This window comes from Cupriavidus gilardii (assembly GCF_013314895.1).
Lineage (GTDB): Bacteria > Pseudomonadota > Gammaproteobacteria > Burkholderiales > Burkholderiaceae > Cupriavidus > Cupriavidus gilardii_C.
Genome location: NZ_JABTYE010000001.1, coordinates 111,939 through 129,783, shown reverse-complemented (window position 1 = coordinate 129,783; position 17,845 = coordinate 111,939). Strand labels below are relative to the sequence as shown.

Sequence of the window (17,845 nt, the reverse complement as noted above, 5' to 3'; positions counted from 1 at the left end):
TGATGAGGTGGAAGGAAGCGGCGCAAGCGCGCCGCATTCATATTAGCGGTTGACCAGCCTGGCCGGCGTCAGCCACACGGCGACGGCACCGAGCACCAGCATGCCGGCCAGCACATACATGCCGCTGGCGGTGCTGTTGGTGGCGTCGCGCAGATAGCCGATCAGATAGGGGCTGGCGAAGCCGGCCAGATTGCCGATCGAATTGATGATGGCGATGCCGGCCGCGGCGGCGCTGCCGGCGAGAAACGCGGTTGGCAGGGACCAGAACAGCGGGGCGCAGGTCAGCACGCCCGCAGCGGCCACCGACAGCGCCACGATCGACAGCGTGGTGTTGCCGGTGGCGGATGCGGCAATGGTAAAGCCGACGGTGCCCATCAGCGCCGGCACGATCAGATGCCAGCGCCGCTCGCGGCGCTTGTCAGCGCTATGGCCGAACAGGTTCATCGCGACGATGGCCACCACGAACGGAATCGCGCTCAGCAGCCCGATTTCCAGCGTGCCCTTGATGCCGGTCGATTTGACGAAGGTCGGCATCCAGAACGTCAGCCGTACTGCCCGGACACGAAGGCGAAGTAGATCAGCGACATCCACCACAGGCGCGGATCACGGAAGACCGCGCGCAACGAGTGCGTGTTCTTCTGCTGTTCCTGCGGCTGCGCGGCGATTTCGTCGGCCAGCAGCTGCTTTTCGCGTTCGGTCAGCCATTTGGCGCTGCGGATATTGTTGTCCAGATAGAGAATCGTCGCGATGCCGATCAGCACCGCGGGCACGGCCTCCAGTACGAACATCCACTGCCAGCCGTGGAAGCCCGCGCCGCCGTGAAAGCTCTCCATGATCCAGCCGGAAAGCGGATTGCCGAAGATGCCCGATACCGGAATCGCGGACATGAATACCGCGATGATCTTGGCGCGGCGGTGCGACGGGAACCAGTAGGTCAGATAAAGGATCACGCCGGGATAGAAACCCGCCTCCGCCAGCCCCAGCAGAAAGCGCAGAACATAGAACTGCGTCGGCGTCGTGACGAAGGCGAACATGGCCGACAGGATGCCCCAGGTGATCATGATGCGGGCGATCCAGATGCGGGCGCCGAGCCGGTGCATCAGCATATTGCTCGGCAGTTCGAACAGGAAGTAGCCGAGGAAGAAGATGCCGGCGCCCAGGCCGAACACGGTCTCGCTGAAGGCCAGGTCCTGCGACATCTGCAGCTTGGCGAAGCCGACATTGACGCGGTCCAGATACGCCACCACGTAGCACAGCATCAGGAATGGCACGATGCGCCAGAACACCTTGCGGTAGGTCAGGTCGAGTTCGGCTTTGTCGGGTGCGTCGACGTAGGCGGGCACTGCCGCGTCGTAGGCTGTCATGCGTTGTCTCCTTGGATTGTGTCGGGCCGGCTATCGTGTCGGCGCCGGTGTGCGTGATCAAAGCCCGTGCACACCGCGGGCTGCGCGCTCGCTACCAGCGTGCGCCGAAGGTCTGGCGTAGTTCGTCGAGCGCCGCGGCGTCGAGCGGCGCCGGTTTGGGATCGGTCATCAACCACAGGCGCGCGGTTTCCTCGAGTTCTTCGAGCGCCCAGGACGCCTGCGAAACCGACGCGCCCCACATCACCGGGCCGAGCCGGTCGAGCAACACGCCGCGTACGCGCGAGGCGAGCGCGGCCACTTGCGCCGCCACCTCCGCATGGCCAGGGCGCCGATAGCGCAGCAGCGGAACATGGCCAACCTTCATCACGTAGTAGGGCGTGATCGGCGGCAGCACGTCGTCTTCGCTCCAGACCCCTGCGAGCGTCAGCGCGACCAGATGCGTCGAATGCGTATGCACCACGCCGTGCGCGTTCGGGTCGTTGGCATAGACGCCACGATGCAACGCCAGCGTTTTCGATGGCTTGTCCCCGGACACATGCTGGCCGTTCGCATCGACCTTGGCGATGCGCGCGGGGTCCAGGCGGCCCAGGCAGGCGTCGGTTGGCGTGATCAGCCAGCCGTCATCGAGCCGGGCGCTGATATTGCCGGCGCTGCCTACCGCGTGCCCGCGCGCATACAGGTTGGCGCCGATCGTGCAGATTTCCTCGCGCAGTCGGGCTTCCTCGCTCATTGCACGCCTCCTTCCAGTTGGCGCAGCGCCTTGGAAAAGAAGTCCACCGCGCCGAAATTGCCAGACTTGAGTGCCAGCCCCAATGGCTCGGCGTCGATGGTGGCGGTGGCCGGCACGCCGGGATCGATCTGCGCGCCGATCTGCAGCGATTTCACCTCGAGCGCCTGCACGACGGCGCCCGACGTTTCGCCGCCGGCGACCACGAACTTGCGCACGCCCATCTCACGCAGACCGCGCGCGATGGCGGCGAGCGTCGCCTCCACCAGTTGCCCGGCCTCCGTCACGCCGAGCGCCTGCTGGACGTGACGCACTTCGTCGGGCGTGGCGGTGGCGTAGATCAGCACCGGCTCGGGCAGATGCGATCGGGCAAACGCCAGCGCCTGTTCGACCACCGCTTCGCCGCGTGCCACCGCGAGCGGGTCGATGCGGAAACTCGGGCGGGCGTGGGCCGGCGAGTTCGGCCCGGGATTCGTCCCGGAACTCGTTCCCGAATTCGTCCCTGAATTCATCCCCACCCCGCGCCATGCCGCTACCTGCGCATTGGTGGCCTGCGATGCGCTGCCTGCCAGCACGGCGGCGTAGCCCTCGATGCGCGGCAGTTGCGCGGCATCGGTGCGCTCGGCCAACAGACCCGCGCGGCGGAAGTTGGCGGGCAGGCCGAGCGCCATGCCGGAGCCGCCGGTGACCAGCGGCAGGTCGGCGCAGGCTTCGCCCAGTACATGGAGATCGCGGTCCGACAGCGCATCGGCAATCGCCAGCCGTACCCCATCGACGCGCAGCTGCGCGATCGCCTCGCGCACCGCGGCTGAGCCCGCGGCAATCGTGTCGTAGCGGATCAGGCCGACCTTGGCCGTGGTCTGCCGTTGCAGCACGCGTACCAGATTGGCATCGCGCATCGGCGTCAGCGGGTGGTTCTGCATGCCGGACTCGTTAAGCAGCGCATCGCCGACGAACAGGTGGCCCCGAAAGACGGTGCGGCCATTCTCCGGAAAGGCCGGGCAAGCGATCGAGAAGCCGGGCTGTTGGCCCAGCGCATCGAGCAGGGCCTCGGCCACCGGGCCGATATTGCCGGCGTCGGTGGAGTCGAAGGTCGAGCAGTACTTGAAGAAGAACTGGCGGCAGCCCTGTTCGCGCAGCCAGGCGAGCGCGGCCAGCGATTGCGCGATGGCGTCGGCAGCCGGGATGGTGCGCGATTTGAGCGCCACCACGATGGCGTCCGCCTGCAGCGGCGCCGCGGACGGCGGTACGCCGATGGTCTGCACGGTGCGCATGCCGCTCTTGACCAGCATATTGGCCAGATCGGTGGCGCCGGTGAAATCGTCGGCGATACAACCCAGGAGCGGGCGGGGCGTGTTGGACTGGGACATGGACGAACGAGGAAGAACGGATAGCGGCAACGAAGGGCGCTCAGCGTGTTCGAAGTCAGCGTGCGGGCGGCAGCGTGATGCCGGGGAAGGTCTTGATCACCGCGGAATCGTCCTCGCCGCCATGGCCGGCGCTGGACGCGCTCATGAACATCTGGTGGGCGGTGGCCGACAGCGGCAGAGGAAACTTGCTGCGGCGCGCGGTATCGAGCACCAGGCCCAGATCCTTGACGAAGATGTCGACGGCGGACAGCGGCGTGTAATCGCCATTGAGGATATGCGGCACGCGGTTCTCGAACATCCACGAGTTGCCGGCGCTATGGGTGATCACGTCGTACAGCGCGTCGGGATCGACGCCCTCGCGCAGACCTAGCGCCATCGCTTCGGCAGCGGCCGCGATATGTACGCCGGCCAGCAATTGATTGATGATCTTGACCTTCGAGCCGGCGCCGTACTGCTCACCGAGGCGGTAGACCTTGCCAGCCATGGCCTCGAGCACATCCTCGCAGGCGGCATAGGCGGCCGCCGGTCCCGACGTCATCATCGTCATCTCGCCCGATGCCGCGCGCGCGGCGCCACCCGACACCGGCGCGTCGAGCATCAGCAGTCCCGCCGCTTCCAGGCGCTCGCCCAGCTGCACGGCGAAGTCCGGGGCCACCGTGGCGCTGGCGATCACGACGCTGCCGGGCTTCATGCGGGCTGCCGCGCCGTGCTCGCCGAGCAGTACCGCTTCGGTCTGCGCGGCATTGACCACCAGCGTCACCACCACGTCGCACTGCGCGCCCAATTCGGCCGGCGTGGCGCACGCGATGCCACCTTCGGCGGCGAACGCGCGCAGCACATCGTCGCGCACGTCGCAGGCGTGAACACGAAAGCCCGCGCGCAACAGCGAGCGCGCAACGCCGAGGCCCATGGCACCGAGGCCGATGACTCCAATATGTCGTGACATGATCTGTCTCTGGTTGGCGCGCGCCGCCGCTGCGGCCGCTCAGCAGATGCCGGCTTGCGACAGCCGGCGCTCGGCGTTGTACAGGTGGGTGAGGGCGGCATTGCGCGCCGCCATGGGGTCGCGCGCGCGGATCGCGTCGACGATGGCCGCATGTTCTTCGCGCACCTGGCGCGAGAAATCGTCACGTGTCGCCTCGTTGCGGCGGGTCACCGCCACGCCGGCCTCGAGGTACTGGTTCAGGAAATTCAGTGTCTTGATGAAATAGGGGTTGCCGGTCACCGCGGCGATCTTGCGGTGGAAGGCCACATCCTCGGCCACGCCATCGCGCCCGGCGGCCGCCGCCTCGTCGATGTTGGCCAGCGCCGCGTCGATCTCGGCGATATCCCGATCCGTGCAGCGCCGCGCGGCCTCGGCCGCCACCTCCGCCTCGATGGCGCGGCGCACGGCCAGCAAATGCGGCATCGAGCTGGCCTCGACCGCCTCGGCGTAGTCGATGCGCAGCGGCCGGATCGCGCCATGCTCCTTGACGAACACGCCGCTGCCCTGGCGCGGCTCCACTACGCCTTCGTTCTTCAGCCGGGAGATCGCCTCCCGAATCACCGTGCGGCTGACGCCGAACTGCTGGGCCAGCACAGCCTCGGTAGGCAGCTTGCCGGTACCCGCAAAACTGCCGATCTCGATCTGCTTGAGCAGTTGCTGAGCGACCGTATCGCTCATCGCGGGGGCGGAAACCTTGTCGAACATGCCGTTGGGTGGTGTGACGCCTTATCAGGTAATAAGGTCATCATACAAATTTGGGCGGAGGGGGTTCCATTGGGGTCAACCCTTGGCCGGCGTGGCATCGAAGCGTGGAATGGGTGGGACAGAGGCGGCACCCCCTCTCGCCTATCCGAGGATCCGATCGACGGATTGAAATCGGACGGGATATTCCCGACGATCCGCTTGGGTGCGACCCAAACCGCAACGCCGTGCGGCGGATTCCGAGTTGAGATTTTTACAATATCTGTATAGGGAATGTGCGCAGCTGAATGTGGTTTGGCGAATCAAAAAAACCAGTTCTTGATAGTTTAACTAAGCTGAAGAAAGTGGACCGCTGTACCCGGACAGTACAGAGGTGTCGGCGCAGAGTCAGAAGATGAAGGAGCACGAGCAACGACCTATATCGATCCAACGCCACCGTTCGACTTCCAACGTTGGTGCTGCAACATAATGCGTGGAGCGGCCAACGACGAAAGCCGTCGAGGCCGCTCAGCAGCAGTGAGGCGATTCAGCCGCACCGTTAGGCGGCGCAGAACGCGTCGCGATAACACACGAGGAGCAATCGCTTAGGCTGCCTGTCCGGCTAAGAGGCCACTCAGCCTACTCAGAGAAGAGCACATTGATATGGCAAGATGTTAAGCCGTTTGGTTACTAGTAGATTCGACCGCACAAAGGACTAGGCTTCGCTGTTTAGCCGGCCAATAAGTTCATCAAACTTCGCCTTGTCCACGCCACGAATCACCCATTTTTGAAGGCCTTTGTTCCAGCTAGCGCCGGCGGCTTTGAGCTCGTCTTTATGCTTCCGTGAACTGCCGTTTATGACGAACGCCTTTCCATGCGCTGCAAGCGTAAGTGGCTCATCCGCAGTGGTAGCGCTTGCCGCTGAAGCACTGCCTGCAGCGCCAGGGACAGCGGTTGCATTTGATGCGGTCCACGGTGAGGCGATGGATTGGGGCGCATCCTGAAAAGACTTCAGTTCAAGTAACTTTGCGCGGATCTGCATGCAAGCGGGATTGGTCGCTGCTAGCCAGTTTTTATCTCGGCGACCTGCTTCATATTGGCCAGGCGTGATACCCATCAGATCCGTGGGCAACCGGAGATCCGCGACATTATCCGGGGTTATGAAGAAGCATCTTTCGATGCCTAGACGACCGACGAACAGGCCCAACTCGAAAATCACATTGTCACGGACTACAGGATTCTCATTGCCGCGCATCAAACTCAAATCGTCCGGACTGAATACAAAAACACCGAAGTCTGACTCTCGCAATGCTTGAATAAGGTCGTAAATAGTTGTCCCAGAAATCTGGAAGACGCCATTTGCCCACACGGTGCATTCTGCATCTCGTGTTAGGTTTGCATGCATCGCATTTGCGATGTCCAAGCCTTCTCGAGAAGACCCTATAAAGACTTTAGGCTTCACTTCTATCTCCGTTATTAATATAGCGTGCGTGTCGCGGGTTTTTACATCAATTTCGAGTTTGATGAATCTGCTATCGCAGTCGTCCTTTGTCCAGCACGGAACCGGGCAGCCGCTTGGCGTCGGCTGCCTTCGGATTCGATATGATTCTATGTAACCCACACCTGCCTTTGCCAGTCATGGTGTCTTCCTTGCTGTCAGGTAACCTGATTTTACAAGAGATAAGATATTTGGGTTTGGTATGATCGGCAAAAAAAGGCTGGCGCTGAAACAGTCTTGTTTTGCCGGCCATGGACCGTAAAATCACTCGTGTGCAAGCCGCCTTTGCTCCTCCAAATGGCCTCTACCTCTCTGGATCCCTCATTGCCCGGGGGATCCCTGCGGGGAGGGCGTTGGCTGTGGTCTGGAAGAGGCGTCACGGGGACGGAAGCCGCAGGCAGAGCAAAGCGTAGGGAACGAGGAAACCGCGCGAGCCGTCACCGTTCACGCCTGAAGCCATGTAGCCTGCCGGTCAAGGGAGGAACGTGCGAAGCCAGGCCAACCTTCCGGTCAGTCCGGCAAAACGGACGCGGGATGCAACGAAGGGGTTGCCAAGCGAAGCGCGGAGCGATTTGCCATTCCAGAAAAAACGTCGCCAAGGGCTGGGTAGTGAATGGGCTAGCGTGCAAGGTTCTCTGCCCTGAACGGTGCCGTCTGTACCCTATCCGCAGTGCTTGCCCATGTTTTCGAGGGCATGCTACCGGTAAGCTGCGGCTCACATGGTGCGGCGTGCAATCACGGGATTGCTCTGACTCGGAAGTGACGATCATGCACGACTGCATGTTACGTCACGAAGTCTATTGCGGAGAGGGGCTCCGGCGCGCAATTTCCGCACTCGGCGATAGCAGAGGTGTGTACTTCCCTGTAAGGCCTCTATGTGGCACGAAGCACTCGCCGTACGTCCCCAGACATCAGATTCCTTCGTCGTAGAACGCTGTTATCGCCGTGGCGAACCAGAAAAGTTGGGTTTCAGAGAAGTCATCTCTGACCCACGCCGGGAGACTTTGCCGGGGAAACATTAAACTAGAAAGCGCCAATGCGAGCTGTTGTAGTTTGAGGTTAATCCGCGTCTCGATATCCGAATTCTGAACGCCTCGGCCTAGCGCCTTTGCGAGAGCAAGTAAAACCTCTAGGAAAACAAAGTTCGCCGCTGGGCGATTGTCCGGTTTACCAATAAAGGACCAAAAATCCATGCCGATGCACCGATAGACACGCACCGAGCGGGTTTCCGAGTCCACTAGAACTCCAGGCTCGTTCGCTCGGTCTGCTTCTTCGAAGCCATTCTGCAAGAGTTTCACGAGAATCTGATTCTCTTTGTTGTTTGTCGTCCGGTCCGTGCCATAAGTCAGCCCTAGGACGACATCTATGCCAGTGACCTCTGGATAGGTTGCTCGCGTCTGCTCAACCCAAGCGCGATAGTTATCGATGATGGCTCTGGTCATGCCCTGCACTTGCGTGTCATTGATTGTATTAGGGCCGCTTTTAATCGACGTAAGATATCGCCGGTTGCCGACCACTACCGATTTATCAATCTCGCGCCACACCGAATTAAGCCGCCGCTGTGCCTTCTCTTCTCGATTGAGCCCCACGAGGGCGGCAAACTCGGCACGCTTCTCTGGCGGCTCAATCCACTTGTTCGTTGAGTCAATTGGGTACTGGCTAACAAAAGCTGCCTCAATTTGCTTGCCGAATGACGTCTCCAGCGCCATGTAAAGTTTACTATTGAATAGGAATGATCCGAAGGCTTGCGGGTCGTCCAACCTCATGACGCTTGCGGACGTCATCAGCACATACGGGTTAGTGCGGTAGTCCGAAAGACCGTCTCGACGTTCAAAGGCGGCGGGCAAATTTGTGCCAATGTAAGCCGCGAGTGAATCGGCGAGGCAATCTACCCGCTCCTCCGTTACAGAGCCGAAGAGTCTAACGATTTGTTCGGGGCTGAAATGATGTGTACGCGACTTTAGTAGTTCTGAAAGCGTGTTCGGAACTGCGCTTTTTTTTCTTGTGGTTATTGCCATTTCTATCCTATCGTGCTTACCTTACGTAGAGTCTGCGGGGCTTCATAGGTTGCCGACTCATTCGTCTCTCCGTCTTCCCAAATATACGTCTTACCCCCTTTAAACCACTGGCGAGTGCGAACGTGTGATTGCACATAGACCACTCTGTACGCTTGTGGTTTTGTTGCTCTTGCAAGCCAATTTTGCTTGGCAAGAGCATCCAATTCCCTCGCAATTACATTTCCTGCAACAGTTCCAAGGCGAACCGGAACCGCATTCCCGACCTGGGCATATTGTTGACTAACCGTCCCTTTGAAAACCCAGTCTGAAGGAAATTCCTGAATAAGTGCGTACTCTTTCAGGGAAAGGGCTCGCACCTCCGTCGGATGGCAAAGCGCTGTGCTAGCGTGGTTCGGCATTGTTACAAGTGTGGGGCACGGAAGGTCATAGCTTAGCCGGCGCCACCAGCCCGACCTGCCGCCCTTCGCGTGCCATGCCGACCCCATCGATTCTTGCTGGAGCTCGACTGGCAGGCTGCGCCAATTCGAGCCCGGAGGAATCAGAGCTAGAAATGATTTCTTGCGCGGGCTGAAGTCCATAATCACTTGGCCCGGGTCGCTCAATCCGCCAATGGCATCGCGCAGAGTTTTCCATGGCCGGAGTGAGCCTGCTTCCTCCAGAAGGGAGGTTTGCGCGGAAATAGAGTGATTGGGTCCGTGGGTTGGGTCAGGGAAATCCACAATGGCATTAAAGCGATTGCCAATGAACAGCGCGCGCTCGCGCAGCTGAGGTGCGCCGTAGTTAACCGCATTCACCTCGAAACAGTCCATGTGATAGCCGGCCCCATCAACACTGACTATGTTCTGCATGTCCTCGGCGAACAGCCGCACCACAGAGCCTGGGAGTTCATCCGGCTCAAGCGGTGGTCCGCCACGCTCGGGTCGCTCTGCAATGGGCCGATGCTTTAGCGCGGCAGATAGCAGCCCCCTCACGTTCTCCATCAGAAAGAACTTTGGTTGCATGTATTCCACGAAACGCAGAAATTGCCACAAGAGCGTTCCGCGCGGGTCTTGAGTCGACATTCTGCGTCCTGCTGTACTAAACGCTTGGCACGGAGGCCCTCCAACCAAGACGTCCAATTCCCCTCGCTTGAGCCCGCATGCAGACAGAACTTCGGCAGGGTCAAGATGACAGATGTCGCCCTCGAACACTTTTAGGTCGGCAGGAAGCCGTCCCTCTGAACGATTCGCGCGAATAGTCTCGCAGAATGACGGTACCTTCTCGACGCACGCGAGTAACTCGAATCGACCGGTGCGGTCCAGCCCTACGTCGAGACCCATAGCCCCCGAAAACAGAGAGATAACCGTGTATTTTTTTGGCGCCTTAGCACTCTCGCGCTTATTCATTTGAATCCTTGGGAGCGTGATGGTCGCCGGACGGAAAGAGGTCACTTTGTCGGCCTCCCATCCGGTGGCGCGCATAGACGCGCATGAACTCGCGGAGCACTTCCGATGCGCGGCGGTTCTCCGCCAGGCAGGCGGACTGGAACTCGTCCCTGAGCTCCTTTTCGACGCGAATACGAATGCCCACTTCTTTAGTAGCCATCTGAGCATTCTACCTCGTTGGATGCACGATCGTGTATCCAACGAGGGTGGAGAAACGACGGCGACAATGGCTGAAGAGAAACGCCCTTACCAAAGAACGGATGAGAGCCGTTGGTGGGCTCGTCTGCCGTTGTCCTTGGACGGCTCTTGCGGCAAGGGTATGCAGCTTCCGGCCGGTCTGCGGGGAACTGCGAAAAACGCGAAGTAGCAGTTGACTGCGCTCGAGCAGCATTGGCCGGCGCACTTCTCCCTAAACCTTTGGAAATCAAGACGTGCTGTGGCTGGTGCCCGGGGTCGGACTCGAACCGACACGCCTTGCGGCGGGGGATTTTGAGTCCCCTGCGTCTACCTGTTTCACCACCCGGGCGGGTGCGCGATCGTGCCGGAGGGTCGCCGGAGAAACGGCGGAGGCACTGCGCTGAGCAGCGGATTATGCCGCAAATTGACGGGCCGGACAACCAAGGGGGGCCGGCCACGGACTGGCCGGGCGCCGATTTGCCGGCCGCAGACCTCAGCCCTGATCCTCCAGCACCCGCAGCAGCGACGAGGTGTCGTCCTTGCCCCAGCCGTTGCGCATCAGCGTCTGCAGCTGCGCCGCGGTGGCCTGCATCGCGGGCAGGGCGAGGCCGGCTTCGCGGGCGACGTCGGCGGCGAGGCCGAAGTCCTTGTCGTGCAGGCGTGCCTGGATGCCGGCGGCGAAATCGCGGGCGACCATCTTCGGTCCCATCATGTCCAGCATACGGCTGCCGGCCATGCCGGTCGACATCGCCTGCAGCACGCGCTGCATGTCGACCTGCTGCGACTGCGCGAAGCGCATCGCCTCGGCGATCCCTTCGATATTGACGACCTGGGCGATCTGGTTGCACAGCTTGGCGACCTGGCCCGCGCCGTTGTCGCCGATATGCGTGATGGTCTTGCCGTAGCACGCGAGCAGCGGTTGCACGCGCTCGAGCACGTCCGCCTTGCCGCCGACCATGATGGTCAGCGTGCCGGCCTCGGCGGCGACGGTGCCGCCCGACACCGGGCAGTCGAGCGCCTCGATGCCGCGTTCGGCGAGCGCCTGGGCGATCTCGCGCGTAACCACCGGCGAGATCGTGCTGTGGTCGATGCAGATCGTGCCCGGCGCGGCGCCTTCGATCACGCCGCCTTCGCCGAGCAGCACCATGCGGACATCCTCGGACGAGGTCACGTTGGTGAACACGACCTCGGCGCCGCGCGCCGCCTCGGCCGGGCTGAAGAACGGTTCGGCGCCCAGTTCGCGGGCCGCGTCGGCGGCTTCGGGCCGGCGCACGGAGGCGCGCACAGTGTGGCCGGCTGCGAGCAGATGGCGCACCATCTGCGAGCCCATCGCGCCCAGGCCGATAAAGGCGATCGTAGTCATGACGACAACTCCTTGCTGATCTTGTTGTTGCTCGGCAGGGGCGTCGGCCAGAAGGCCGCGCCCTGCAATGCCGGCTTATTGTCCCGCGTAACTGAACTTGCCGTTGCGGATCACGCCCATCACGCGCGAGCGCTGATCGAAGCCCTGATGATCGCGCGGGCTCAGGTTCAGCACGCCGTTCGGCACGGTCAGATTGGCGGTGGTTTCCAGCGCGTTGCGCATCGCTACGCGAAACTCTTTCGTGCCGGGCTGCGCGCCCGTCTTCAGCGCCCGCCGGGCGGCATCGTCGAGCAGTTGCCACGCGCCCCAGGCATCGCCGGCGAACTGCGTGATCGAATCCGCGCCGTACTTGGCCTCGTAGCGAGTCACGAAGTCGAGCGCGACCTTCTTGACCGGATGGGTGTCGGGCAGCTGGCGCGCGACCACCACGGGGCCGGTCGGGAACAGCGTGCCTTCAACGTCCTTGCCGCCCATGCGCAGGAATTCGCCGGTGGCGATGCCGTGCGTCTGATAGACCTTGCCCTTGTAGCCGCGCTCGCCCAGCGTCTTCTGCGGCAGCACCGACGGCGTGCCGGCGCCGGCGATCAGGATCGCGTCGGGATTGGCGGCCATCAGCTTGAGCACCTGGCCGGTGACGGAGGTGTCGTTGCGCGAGAAGCGCTCGCTGGCGACCACGCGGATCTTGCGGACTTCGGCCAGCTTGGAGAACTCGCGCCACCAGCTCTCGCCGTAGGCGTCGTTGAAGCCGATAAAGCCGACCGTGCGCACGCCGTGGTTGCTCATGTGCTCGGTCAGCACGGTCGCCATCTGCGAGTCGTTCTGCGGCATCTTGAAGGCCCAGCGGCGCTTGGGGTCGGTCTGCGGCTCGACGATCGCGGCCGAGGCGGCCAGCGCAACCATCGGGGTCTCGCCCTCCGACACCGCGTCGAGCGCGGCCAGCGCGGTCGGCGTGATGTTGGGGCCGACGATCACGTCGACCTTTTCTTCGGAGATCAGCTTGCGCACGTTGCGCACTGCGGCAGACGGGTCCGAGGCGTCGTCGAGGAGGATGTACTCGGCCTTCTGGCCGCCCAGCGTCGCTGGCCACATCAGGATGGTGTTCTTCGACGGGATGCCGATCGATGCGGCCGGCCCGGTGGTCGAGACATCGATGCCGACGCGGATGTCGGCGTGCGCAGCGCCGCTGAGCAGGGCACTGGCGGCGCCGACGGCAGCCAGCGCGAGCGTGACGGGACGCAGCGAGCGTCGCAGGCGGGGCAAGGTAGATCTTGGCATGGGGTCTCCTCCTTCGGCTTGTTGGCTTCTATATGGATATCGCTTCCATCCGGCTTCTATCCGGCTTCCATCCGGCTTCCATCGAGTCGGGGGCCGGGCGTCAGCCTGCCTGGGCGGCGGCCTTGGGCGCGAGCCGCCACAGCGACGTGGTCTCCGCGGCGCGGGCCGCGTGCAGCGGATCGTCGGCATCGGCGGCGCGCGGATGTCGCGGCTTGATGTCGATGCGGCCCAGCACCTGCAGGCCGGCGTCGTCGATCATGCCCAGCAGCGTCTCGCGCGGACGCAGGCCGAGATGCTCGGCGAGGTCCGACAGGATCAGCCAGCCTTCGCCGTCGTCGGTCAGATGCGCGGCGAGCCCGGCCAGAAAGCCCCGCAACATGCGGCTGTCGGGATCGTAGATCGCATGTTCGATCGGCGCGTTCGCCCGCGCCGGTACCCACGGCGGATTGCAGACCACTAGCGGGGCGCGGCCGTCCGGGAACAGGTCGGCCTGCACGATCTCCACCTGTTGGGAGAGCGCCAGCCGGGCGATATTGTCGGCGGCGCAGGCCAGCGCGCGCGGATCCTGGTCAGTGGCAACGACGCGCTTGACGCCGCGTCGCGCCAGCATCGCGGCCAGCACGCCGGTGCCGGTGCCGATATCGAAGGCCAGCGATTCGCGCGCCAGCGCCTTCGGCAGCGGCGCCTGTCCGACAAGGTCGACATACTCGCCGCGCACTGGCGAGAACACGCCGTACCAGGGATGGATGCGGTCGCCCAGCGCTGGCACCGGCACACCTTTCTTGCGCCATTCGTGCGCGCCGATCAGGCCCAGCAGTTCGCGCATCGAGGCGACATAAGGTTCGGCGGCGTCGCCGTATGCCTCGGTGCAGGCCTCCCGTACATCGGGCGCACGGCGCAGCGGCACGCTGTGGTCGGCCTCGAACGGCAGCAGCAGCATGGCCAGCGTGCGGGCGCGCTGGGCCTGGGCCTGGCGATGCAGATGGAAGGCCTCGGCGGGTGTGGCGGGTGCGGGTTTGACCTTGGCTTGGCGCTGGGCGCGGCGCGGCTTGCGATCCACCCGGCGGGCCATCGCCTGCAGCAGCTGGCGCGCATTCTGGAAGTCGCCGCGCCACAGCAGGGCGGTGCCTTCGCAGGCGAGCCGGTAGGCGGTATCGGCGTCGGTGCGGTCGTCGGCGATCACCACGCGCCGTGGCGGCGGCATGCCGGCCTCGGAGCGCCAGCGGGCACGCTGCGTGCGGCCTTCCTCGGTCCACTCGATGGTGGGTTCGGCCGCGGCCTCATTGCCAGGCCGCTGTTCAGGTTGGTGTGCGCTCACAGTTCGTAGGCCTCGTGGTCGCCCGACATCGCCTGTTCGACCAGCTTGCGGTTCAGGGTCGGCGAGAACAGTTCGATGAAGGTATAGACGAAGCTGCGCAGATAGGCGCCCTGCTTGACGGCCAGATGCGTCACATTGGTGCCGAACAGGTGGCCGGCCGGAATGCCGCGCAGATTGCGGTCACGTTCGGGGTCGAAGGCGACCCCGGCGACGATGCCGATGCCCAGTCCGATCTCCACATAGGTCTTGATCACGTCGGCGTCGATGGCCTCCAGCACGATGTCTGGCTGCAGTTGGCGCAGTTCGAACGCCTTGTCGATCTTGGACCGCCCGGCGAAGTGGGGGTCATAAGTGATGATCGGGTAACCGGCGAGGTCTTCCAAGGCGAGATGGGGTTTGTCCAGCAGCGGGTGGTCGGGCGGAGTCACGATGGTGTGCTGCCATTGATAGCCGGGCAGTGACACCAGATTCTTGTCGCCCGAGATCCCTTCGGTGGCGATGGCCAGGTCGGCCTGGTCGTGCAGCACCATGTCGGCGATCTGCGCCGGGTTGCCCTGCTGAATGGACAGCCGCACTTTCGGGTAACGCTTGGTGAACTCGCCGATGACCCGGGGCAGCGCGTAGCGCGCCTGGGTGTGCGTTGTGGCAATCGTGAAATTGCCCTGGTCCTGGGCCGCGTAGTCCTTGCCGACCCGCTTCAGGCTCTCGACTTCCTGCAGGATCTTTTCGACCGAGGTCAGGATGCGGCGGCCCGGCTCGGTCAGGCTGCGGATCCGCTTGCCGTGCCGGGTGAAGATATCGACCCCCAGCTCCTCTTCGAGCTCGATGATCGCCTTGGAGACCCCGGGTTGTGACGTGTAAAGTGCTTTAGCGGCTTCAGTCAGATTGAAATTCTGGCGGACGGCCTCACGCACGAAGCGAAATTGGTGCAGGTTCATATATCGTCGTCCGTATAAACAAACAACTTCTTATTAGTTTGAGATATGAGGCGAGTTTATTACGATTTGCGAACTTTGTTAAACGGCTAGTCCCCGTGCGCCCGGCGTTACAAGCCGGCGCGGCCCGGCGGGGACCCACTTCGGTGCGCCCCCATGTCCCTGGCCTTTACCGTTTCCGGTCTGTTGGTAGGCGTCCTCGTCGGGTTGACCGGCGTGGGAGGGGGCTCGCTGATGACGCCGCTGCTGACCCTGCTGTTCGGCTTCTCGCCGGCCACCGCGGTCGGCACCGACCTGGCCTTCGCGGCCATCACCAAGGGTTTCGGCACGCTGGCGCACCGCGCCCACGGCCATATTCAGTGGCACGTCGTCCGGCGCCTGTGCATCGGCAGCCTGCCGGCCGCGCTGGCGGCCATCCTGGTGCTCAAGAGCGCCGGCGAGCTCGATGCCGGCTGGCTGCACGCGATCCGTCTGTCGATCGGCATCTCGGTGATCCTGACCGTGCTGTCGCTGCTGTTCCGCCGCCAGCTGCTCGCATGGCTCGCCCGCAATCCCCGTTTTCAACTGGAAGGCCGCGCCCAGGCGGTGGCCACCGTGATCGTCGGCGTGGTGATCGGCGTGCTGGTCACGGTGTCGTCGATCGGCGCCGGCGCGGTCGGCGCGACGCTGATCCTGCTGCTGTATCCGCGCATGAAGCCGGCCGAGGTGGCCGGCACCGATATCGCCTACGCAGTGCCGTTGACCGCGCTGGCCGGGCTCGGCCACGTGTGGCTCGGCACGGTCGACTGGAACCTGCTGCTGGCGCTGCTGGTGGGCTCGATCCCCGGCATCTGGATCGGCGCGCAGCTGTCGCGGGCGCTGCCCGAACGGCTGGTACGCGGCGCGCTGGCCACCACGCTGACGCTGGTGGCGATCAAGCTGGTTTCCTAGCGCCGGTGCCATTGCCCCGCGCGTCCCTACGAACGAACACGAACACGAACGCATACTGAACGGACCCACACCATGTATCAGTACGATGAATACGACCAGCGCATCGTTGCCGAGCGCGTCGCGCAGTTCCGTGACCAGGTGCGTCGCCGCCTGTCGGGCGAGCTGACCGAAGAAGAATTCCTGCCGCTGCGCCTGCAGAACGGCCTCTACATGCAGCGCCACGCCTACATGCTGCGCGTGGCGATTCCCTATGGCCTGCTGGCGTCGAAGCAGCTGCGCATGCTGGCGCATCTGGCGCGCCACTACGACCGCGGCTACGGCCACTTCTCGACGCGCCAGAACATCCAGTACAACTGGATGGAGCTCGAGCGCGTGCCGGATGCGCTGGCCGACCTGGCCTCGGTCGAGATGCACGCAATCCAGACCTCGGGCAACTGCGTGCGCAACATCACCACCGACCACTTCGCCGGCGTCGCGCCGGACGAGGCGGTGGACCCGCGCCCCCTGGCCGAGCTGCTGCGCCAGTGGAGCACGTTCCAGCCGGAATTCGCCTTCCTGCCGCGCAAGTTCAAGATCGCGATCTCGGCGTCGAAGGACGACCGCGCCGTGGTGCAGATGCACGACATCGGCGTCTACGCCTACCGCAATGCGGACGGCGAGCTGCGCCTGAACATTCTGGCCGGCGGCGGCCTGGGCCGCACGCCGATCCTCGGCGCCATCATCAAGCACGATCTGCCGTGGCAGCACATGCTGACCTACATCGAGTCGGCGATCCGCGTCTACAACCGCTACGGCCGCCGCGACAACAAGTACAAGGCGCGCATCAAGATCCTGGTCAAGTCGCTGGGCGTGGAGAAGTTCGCCGAGGAAGTCGAGGCCGAATGGCAGCACAGCAAGGACGGCCCCGGCACGCTGACGCAGGCGGAATTCGACCGCGTGGCACGGCATTTCACGCCGCCGGCCTACGACAAGTTGCCCGACACCGACACGAGCTTCGAGAAGCATCTGCTGGAAGACAAGGCTTTCGCCCGATGGGTCCGCCGCAATGTGCACGGCCACAAGGTGCCGGGCTATGCCGCGGTGACGCTGTCGACCAAGCCCGGCGTGGCTGCGCCCCCGGGCGACGTGACCGCCGAGCAGATGGAACTGGTGGCCGACTGGGCCGACCGCTACGGCTACGGCGAACTGCGCGTCGCGCACGAGCAGAACCTGGTGCTGCCGGACGTGCGCAAGCGCGACCTGTACGAGCTGTGGCAGCTGGCCAAGGCCAATGGGCTGGCCACCCCGAACATCGGTCTGCTGACCGACATCATCGCGTGCCCCGGCGGCGATTTCTGCTCGCTGGCCAATGCCAAGTCGATTCCGATCGCGCAGGCCATCCAGCAGCGCTTCGAGGATCTGGACTTCGTGCACGACCTCGGCGAGGTCTCGCTGAACATCTCGGGCTGCATCAACGCCTGCGGCCACCACCACGTCGGCAATATCGGCGTGCTCGGCGTCGACAAGGACGGCGAGGAGTGGTACCAGGTCACGCTCGGCGGCGCGCAGGGCAACCAGACCGCGCTGGGCAAGGTGATCGGCCCCTCGTTCAAGGCAGACGAAATGCCGGACGTGGTCAGCCGCATCATCGAGACCTTCGTCGAGCACCGCATCGAGGACGAACGCTTCATCGACACCTTCGCCCGCATCGGCGTCGCGCCGTTCAAGGAGCGCGTCTACGCGAACAAGCAGCGCGAACGCGCCGAAGCTTGAGCCCGACGGCATCGACGAACGCAAACGC

The 17,845-nt window shown here is 63.5% G+C and carries 13 protein-coding genes, 1 tRNA gene and 2 pseudogenes; 2 read left to right on the top strand and 14 right to left on the bottom strand.

The window, feature by feature from the left end; translation table 11 throughout:
- Positions 1 to 42: 42 nt before the first annotated feature.
- The 14 genes and pseudogenes from HTY53_RS00600 to HTY53_RS00535 all read right to left on the bottom strand — a co-directional run bounded on the left by HTY53_RS00600 (position 43) and on the right by HTY53_RS00535 (position 15,138).
- Positions 43 to 1,364, bottom strand: a pseudogene (locus HTY53_RS00600) (MFS transporter).
- Positions 1,365 to 1,455: 91 nt separating this feature from the next.
- Positions 1,456 to 2,094 carry a 3-oxo-tetronate 4-phosphate decarboxylase gene (otnC, locus tag HTY53_RS00595; protein ID WP_174104464.1) on the bottom strand — a complete coding sequence of 213 codons (639 nt, stop codon included), beginning with the start codon at positions 2,092 to 2,094 and terminating at the stop codon, positions 1,456 to 1,458.
- On the bottom strand, positions 2,091 to 3,461 hold the full coding sequence (gene otnK, locus HTY53_RS00590; RefSeq protein ID WP_174104463.1) for a 3-oxo-tetronate kinase: 1,371 nt from the start codon (positions 3,459 to 3,461) through the stop codon (positions 2,091 to 2,093). Before otnK ends, otnC begins: the two co-directional genes overlap by 4 nt.
- 55 nt (positions 3,462 to 3,516) lie before the next feature.
- A pseudogene (gene ltnD / locus HTY53_RS00585) lies at positions 3,517 to 4,413 on the bottom strand (L-threonate dehydrogenase); the annotation flags it as partial.
- A 33-nt stretch (positions 4,414 to 4,446) separates the two neighbouring features.
- Positions 4,447 to 5,151, bottom strand: coding sequence for a FadR/GntR family transcriptional regulator (locus HTY53_RS00580; protein WP_174104461.1), 705 nt, complete (start codon positions 5,149 to 5,151; stop codon positions 4,447 to 4,449).
- Between the two features lie 691 nt (positions 5,152 to 5,842).
- Positions 5,843 to 6,589 carry a nucleotide-binding protein gene (locus HTY53_RS00575; protein ID WP_174104460.1) on the bottom strand — a complete coding sequence of 249 codons (747 nt, stop codon included), beginning with the start codon at positions 6,587 to 6,589 and terminating at the stop codon, positions 5,843 to 5,845.
- Between the two features lie 947 nt (positions 6,590 to 7,536).
- Positions 7,537 to 8,643 (bottom strand): PmeII family type II restriction endonuclease, encoded by a 1,107-nt coding sequence (locus HTY53_RS00570; RefSeq protein ID WP_174104459.1) that lies wholly within the window; start codon positions 8,641 to 8,643, stop codon positions 7,537 to 7,539.
- Positions 8,644 to 8,645: 2 nt separating this feature from the next.
- The gene (locus HTY53_RS00565) at positions 8,646 to 10,028 is read right to left on the bottom strand and encodes a DNA cytosine methyltransferase (protein WP_174104458.1); all 1,383 of its coding nucleotides are present in this window, start codon (positions 10,026 to 10,028) and stop codon (positions 8,646 to 8,648) included.
- Positions 10,021 to 10,227: a hypothetical protein gene (locus HTY53_RS00560; RefSeq protein WP_174104457.1), complete on the bottom strand. Its 207-nt coding sequence runs from the start codon at positions 10,225 to 10,227 to the stop codon at positions 10,021 to 10,023. The genes HTY53_RS00565 and HTY53_RS00560 overlap by 8 nt, the downstream gene beginning before the upstream one ends.
- Before the next feature lie 281 nt (positions 10,228 to 10,508).
- Positions 10,509 to 10,593 (bottom strand) — tRNA-Leu (locus HTY53_RS00555).
- A gap of 144 nt (positions 10,594 to 10,737) precedes the next feature.
- Entirely contained in the window at positions 10,738 to 11,607 is an 870-nt protein-coding gene (locus HTY53_RS00550; protein WP_174104456.1) for an NAD(P)-dependent oxidoreductase, read from the bottom strand.
- A 75-nt stretch (positions 11,608 to 11,682) separates the two neighbouring features.
- On the bottom strand, positions 11,683 to 12,882 hold the full coding sequence (locus HTY53_RS00545; protein ID WP_174104455.1) for an ABC transporter substrate-binding protein: 1,200 nt from the start codon (positions 12,880 to 12,882) through the stop codon (positions 11,683 to 11,685).
- 100 nt (positions 12,883 to 12,982) lie between these two features.
- Positions 12,983 to 14,200 carry a methyltransferase gene (locus HTY53_RS00540; protein WP_438820912.1) on the bottom strand — a complete coding sequence of 406 codons (1,218 nt, stop codon included), beginning with the start codon at positions 14,198 to 14,200 and terminating at the stop codon, positions 12,983 to 12,985.
- Positions 14,197 to 15,138, bottom strand: coding sequence for a CysB family HTH-type transcriptional regulator (locus tag HTY53_RS00535; protein ID WP_174104454.1), 942 nt, complete (start codon positions 15,136 to 15,138; stop codon positions 14,197 to 14,199). The genes HTY53_RS00540 and HTY53_RS00535 overlap by 4 nt, the downstream gene beginning before the upstream one ends.
- Before the next feature lie 153 nt (positions 15,139 to 15,291).
- Between HTY53_RS00535 and HTY53_RS00530 the strand changes: the two genes are divergently transcribed.
- Entirely contained in the window at positions 15,292 to 16,065 is a 774-nt protein-coding gene (locus HTY53_RS00530) for a sulfite exporter TauE/SafE family protein (protein ID WP_174104453.1), read from the top strand.
- A 72-nt stretch (positions 16,066 to 16,137) separates the two neighbouring features.
- Positions 16,138 to 17,817, top strand: coding sequence for a nitrite/sulfite reductase (locus HTY53_RS00525; RefSeq protein WP_174104452.1), 1,680 nt, complete (start codon positions 16,138 to 16,140; stop codon positions 17,815 to 17,817).
- Positions 17,818 to 17,845 lie beyond the last annotated feature (28 nt).

Excerpts from the sequence above, each read along its gene's own strand:
- otnC (WP_174104464.1), bottom strand. The coding sequence starts at position 2,094 with ATGAGCGAGGAAGCCCGACTGCGCGAGGAAATCTGCACGATCGGCGCC.
- otnK (WP_174104463.1), bottom strand. The coding sequence starts at position 3,461 with ATGTCCCAGTCCAACACGCCCCGCCCGCTCCTGGGTTGTATCGCCGAC.
- HTY53_RS00580 (WP_174104461.1), bottom strand. The coding sequence starts at position 5,151 with ATGTTCGACAAGGTTTCCGCCCCCGCGATGAGCGATACGGTCGCTCAG.
- HTY53_RS00570 (WP_174104459.1), bottom strand. The coding sequence starts at position 8,643 with ATGGCAATAACCACAAGAAAAAAAAGCGCAGTTCCGAACACGCTTTCA.
- HTY53_RS00565 (WP_174104458.1), bottom strand. The coding sequence starts at position 10,028 with ATGAATAAGCGCGAGAGTGCTAAGGCGCCAAAAAAATACACGGTTATC.
- HTY53_RS00560 (WP_174104457.1), bottom strand. The coding sequence starts at position 10,227 with ATGGCTACTAAAGAAGTGGGCATTCGTATTCGCGTCGAAAAGGAGCTC.
- HTY53_RS00550 (WP_174104456.1), bottom strand. The coding sequence starts at position 11,607 with ATGACTACGATCGCCTTTATCGGCCTGGGCGCGATGGGCTCGCAGATG.
- HTY53_RS00545 (WP_174104455.1), bottom strand. The coding sequence starts at position 12,882 with ATGCCAAGATCTACCTTGCCCCGCCTGCGACGCTCGCTGCGTCCCGTC.
- HTY53_RS00535 (WP_174104454.1), bottom strand. The coding sequence starts at position 15,138 with ATGAACCTGCACCAATTTCGCTTCGTGCGTGAGGCCGTCCGCCAGAAT.
- HTY53_RS00530 (WP_174104453.1), top strand. The coding sequence starts at position 15,292 with ATGTCCCTGGCCTTTACCGTTTCCGGTCTGTTGGTAGGCGTCCTCGTC.
- HTY53_RS00525 (WP_174104452.1), top strand. The coding sequence starts at position 16,138 with ATGTATCAGTACGATGAATACGACCAGCGCATCGTTGCCGAGCGCGTC.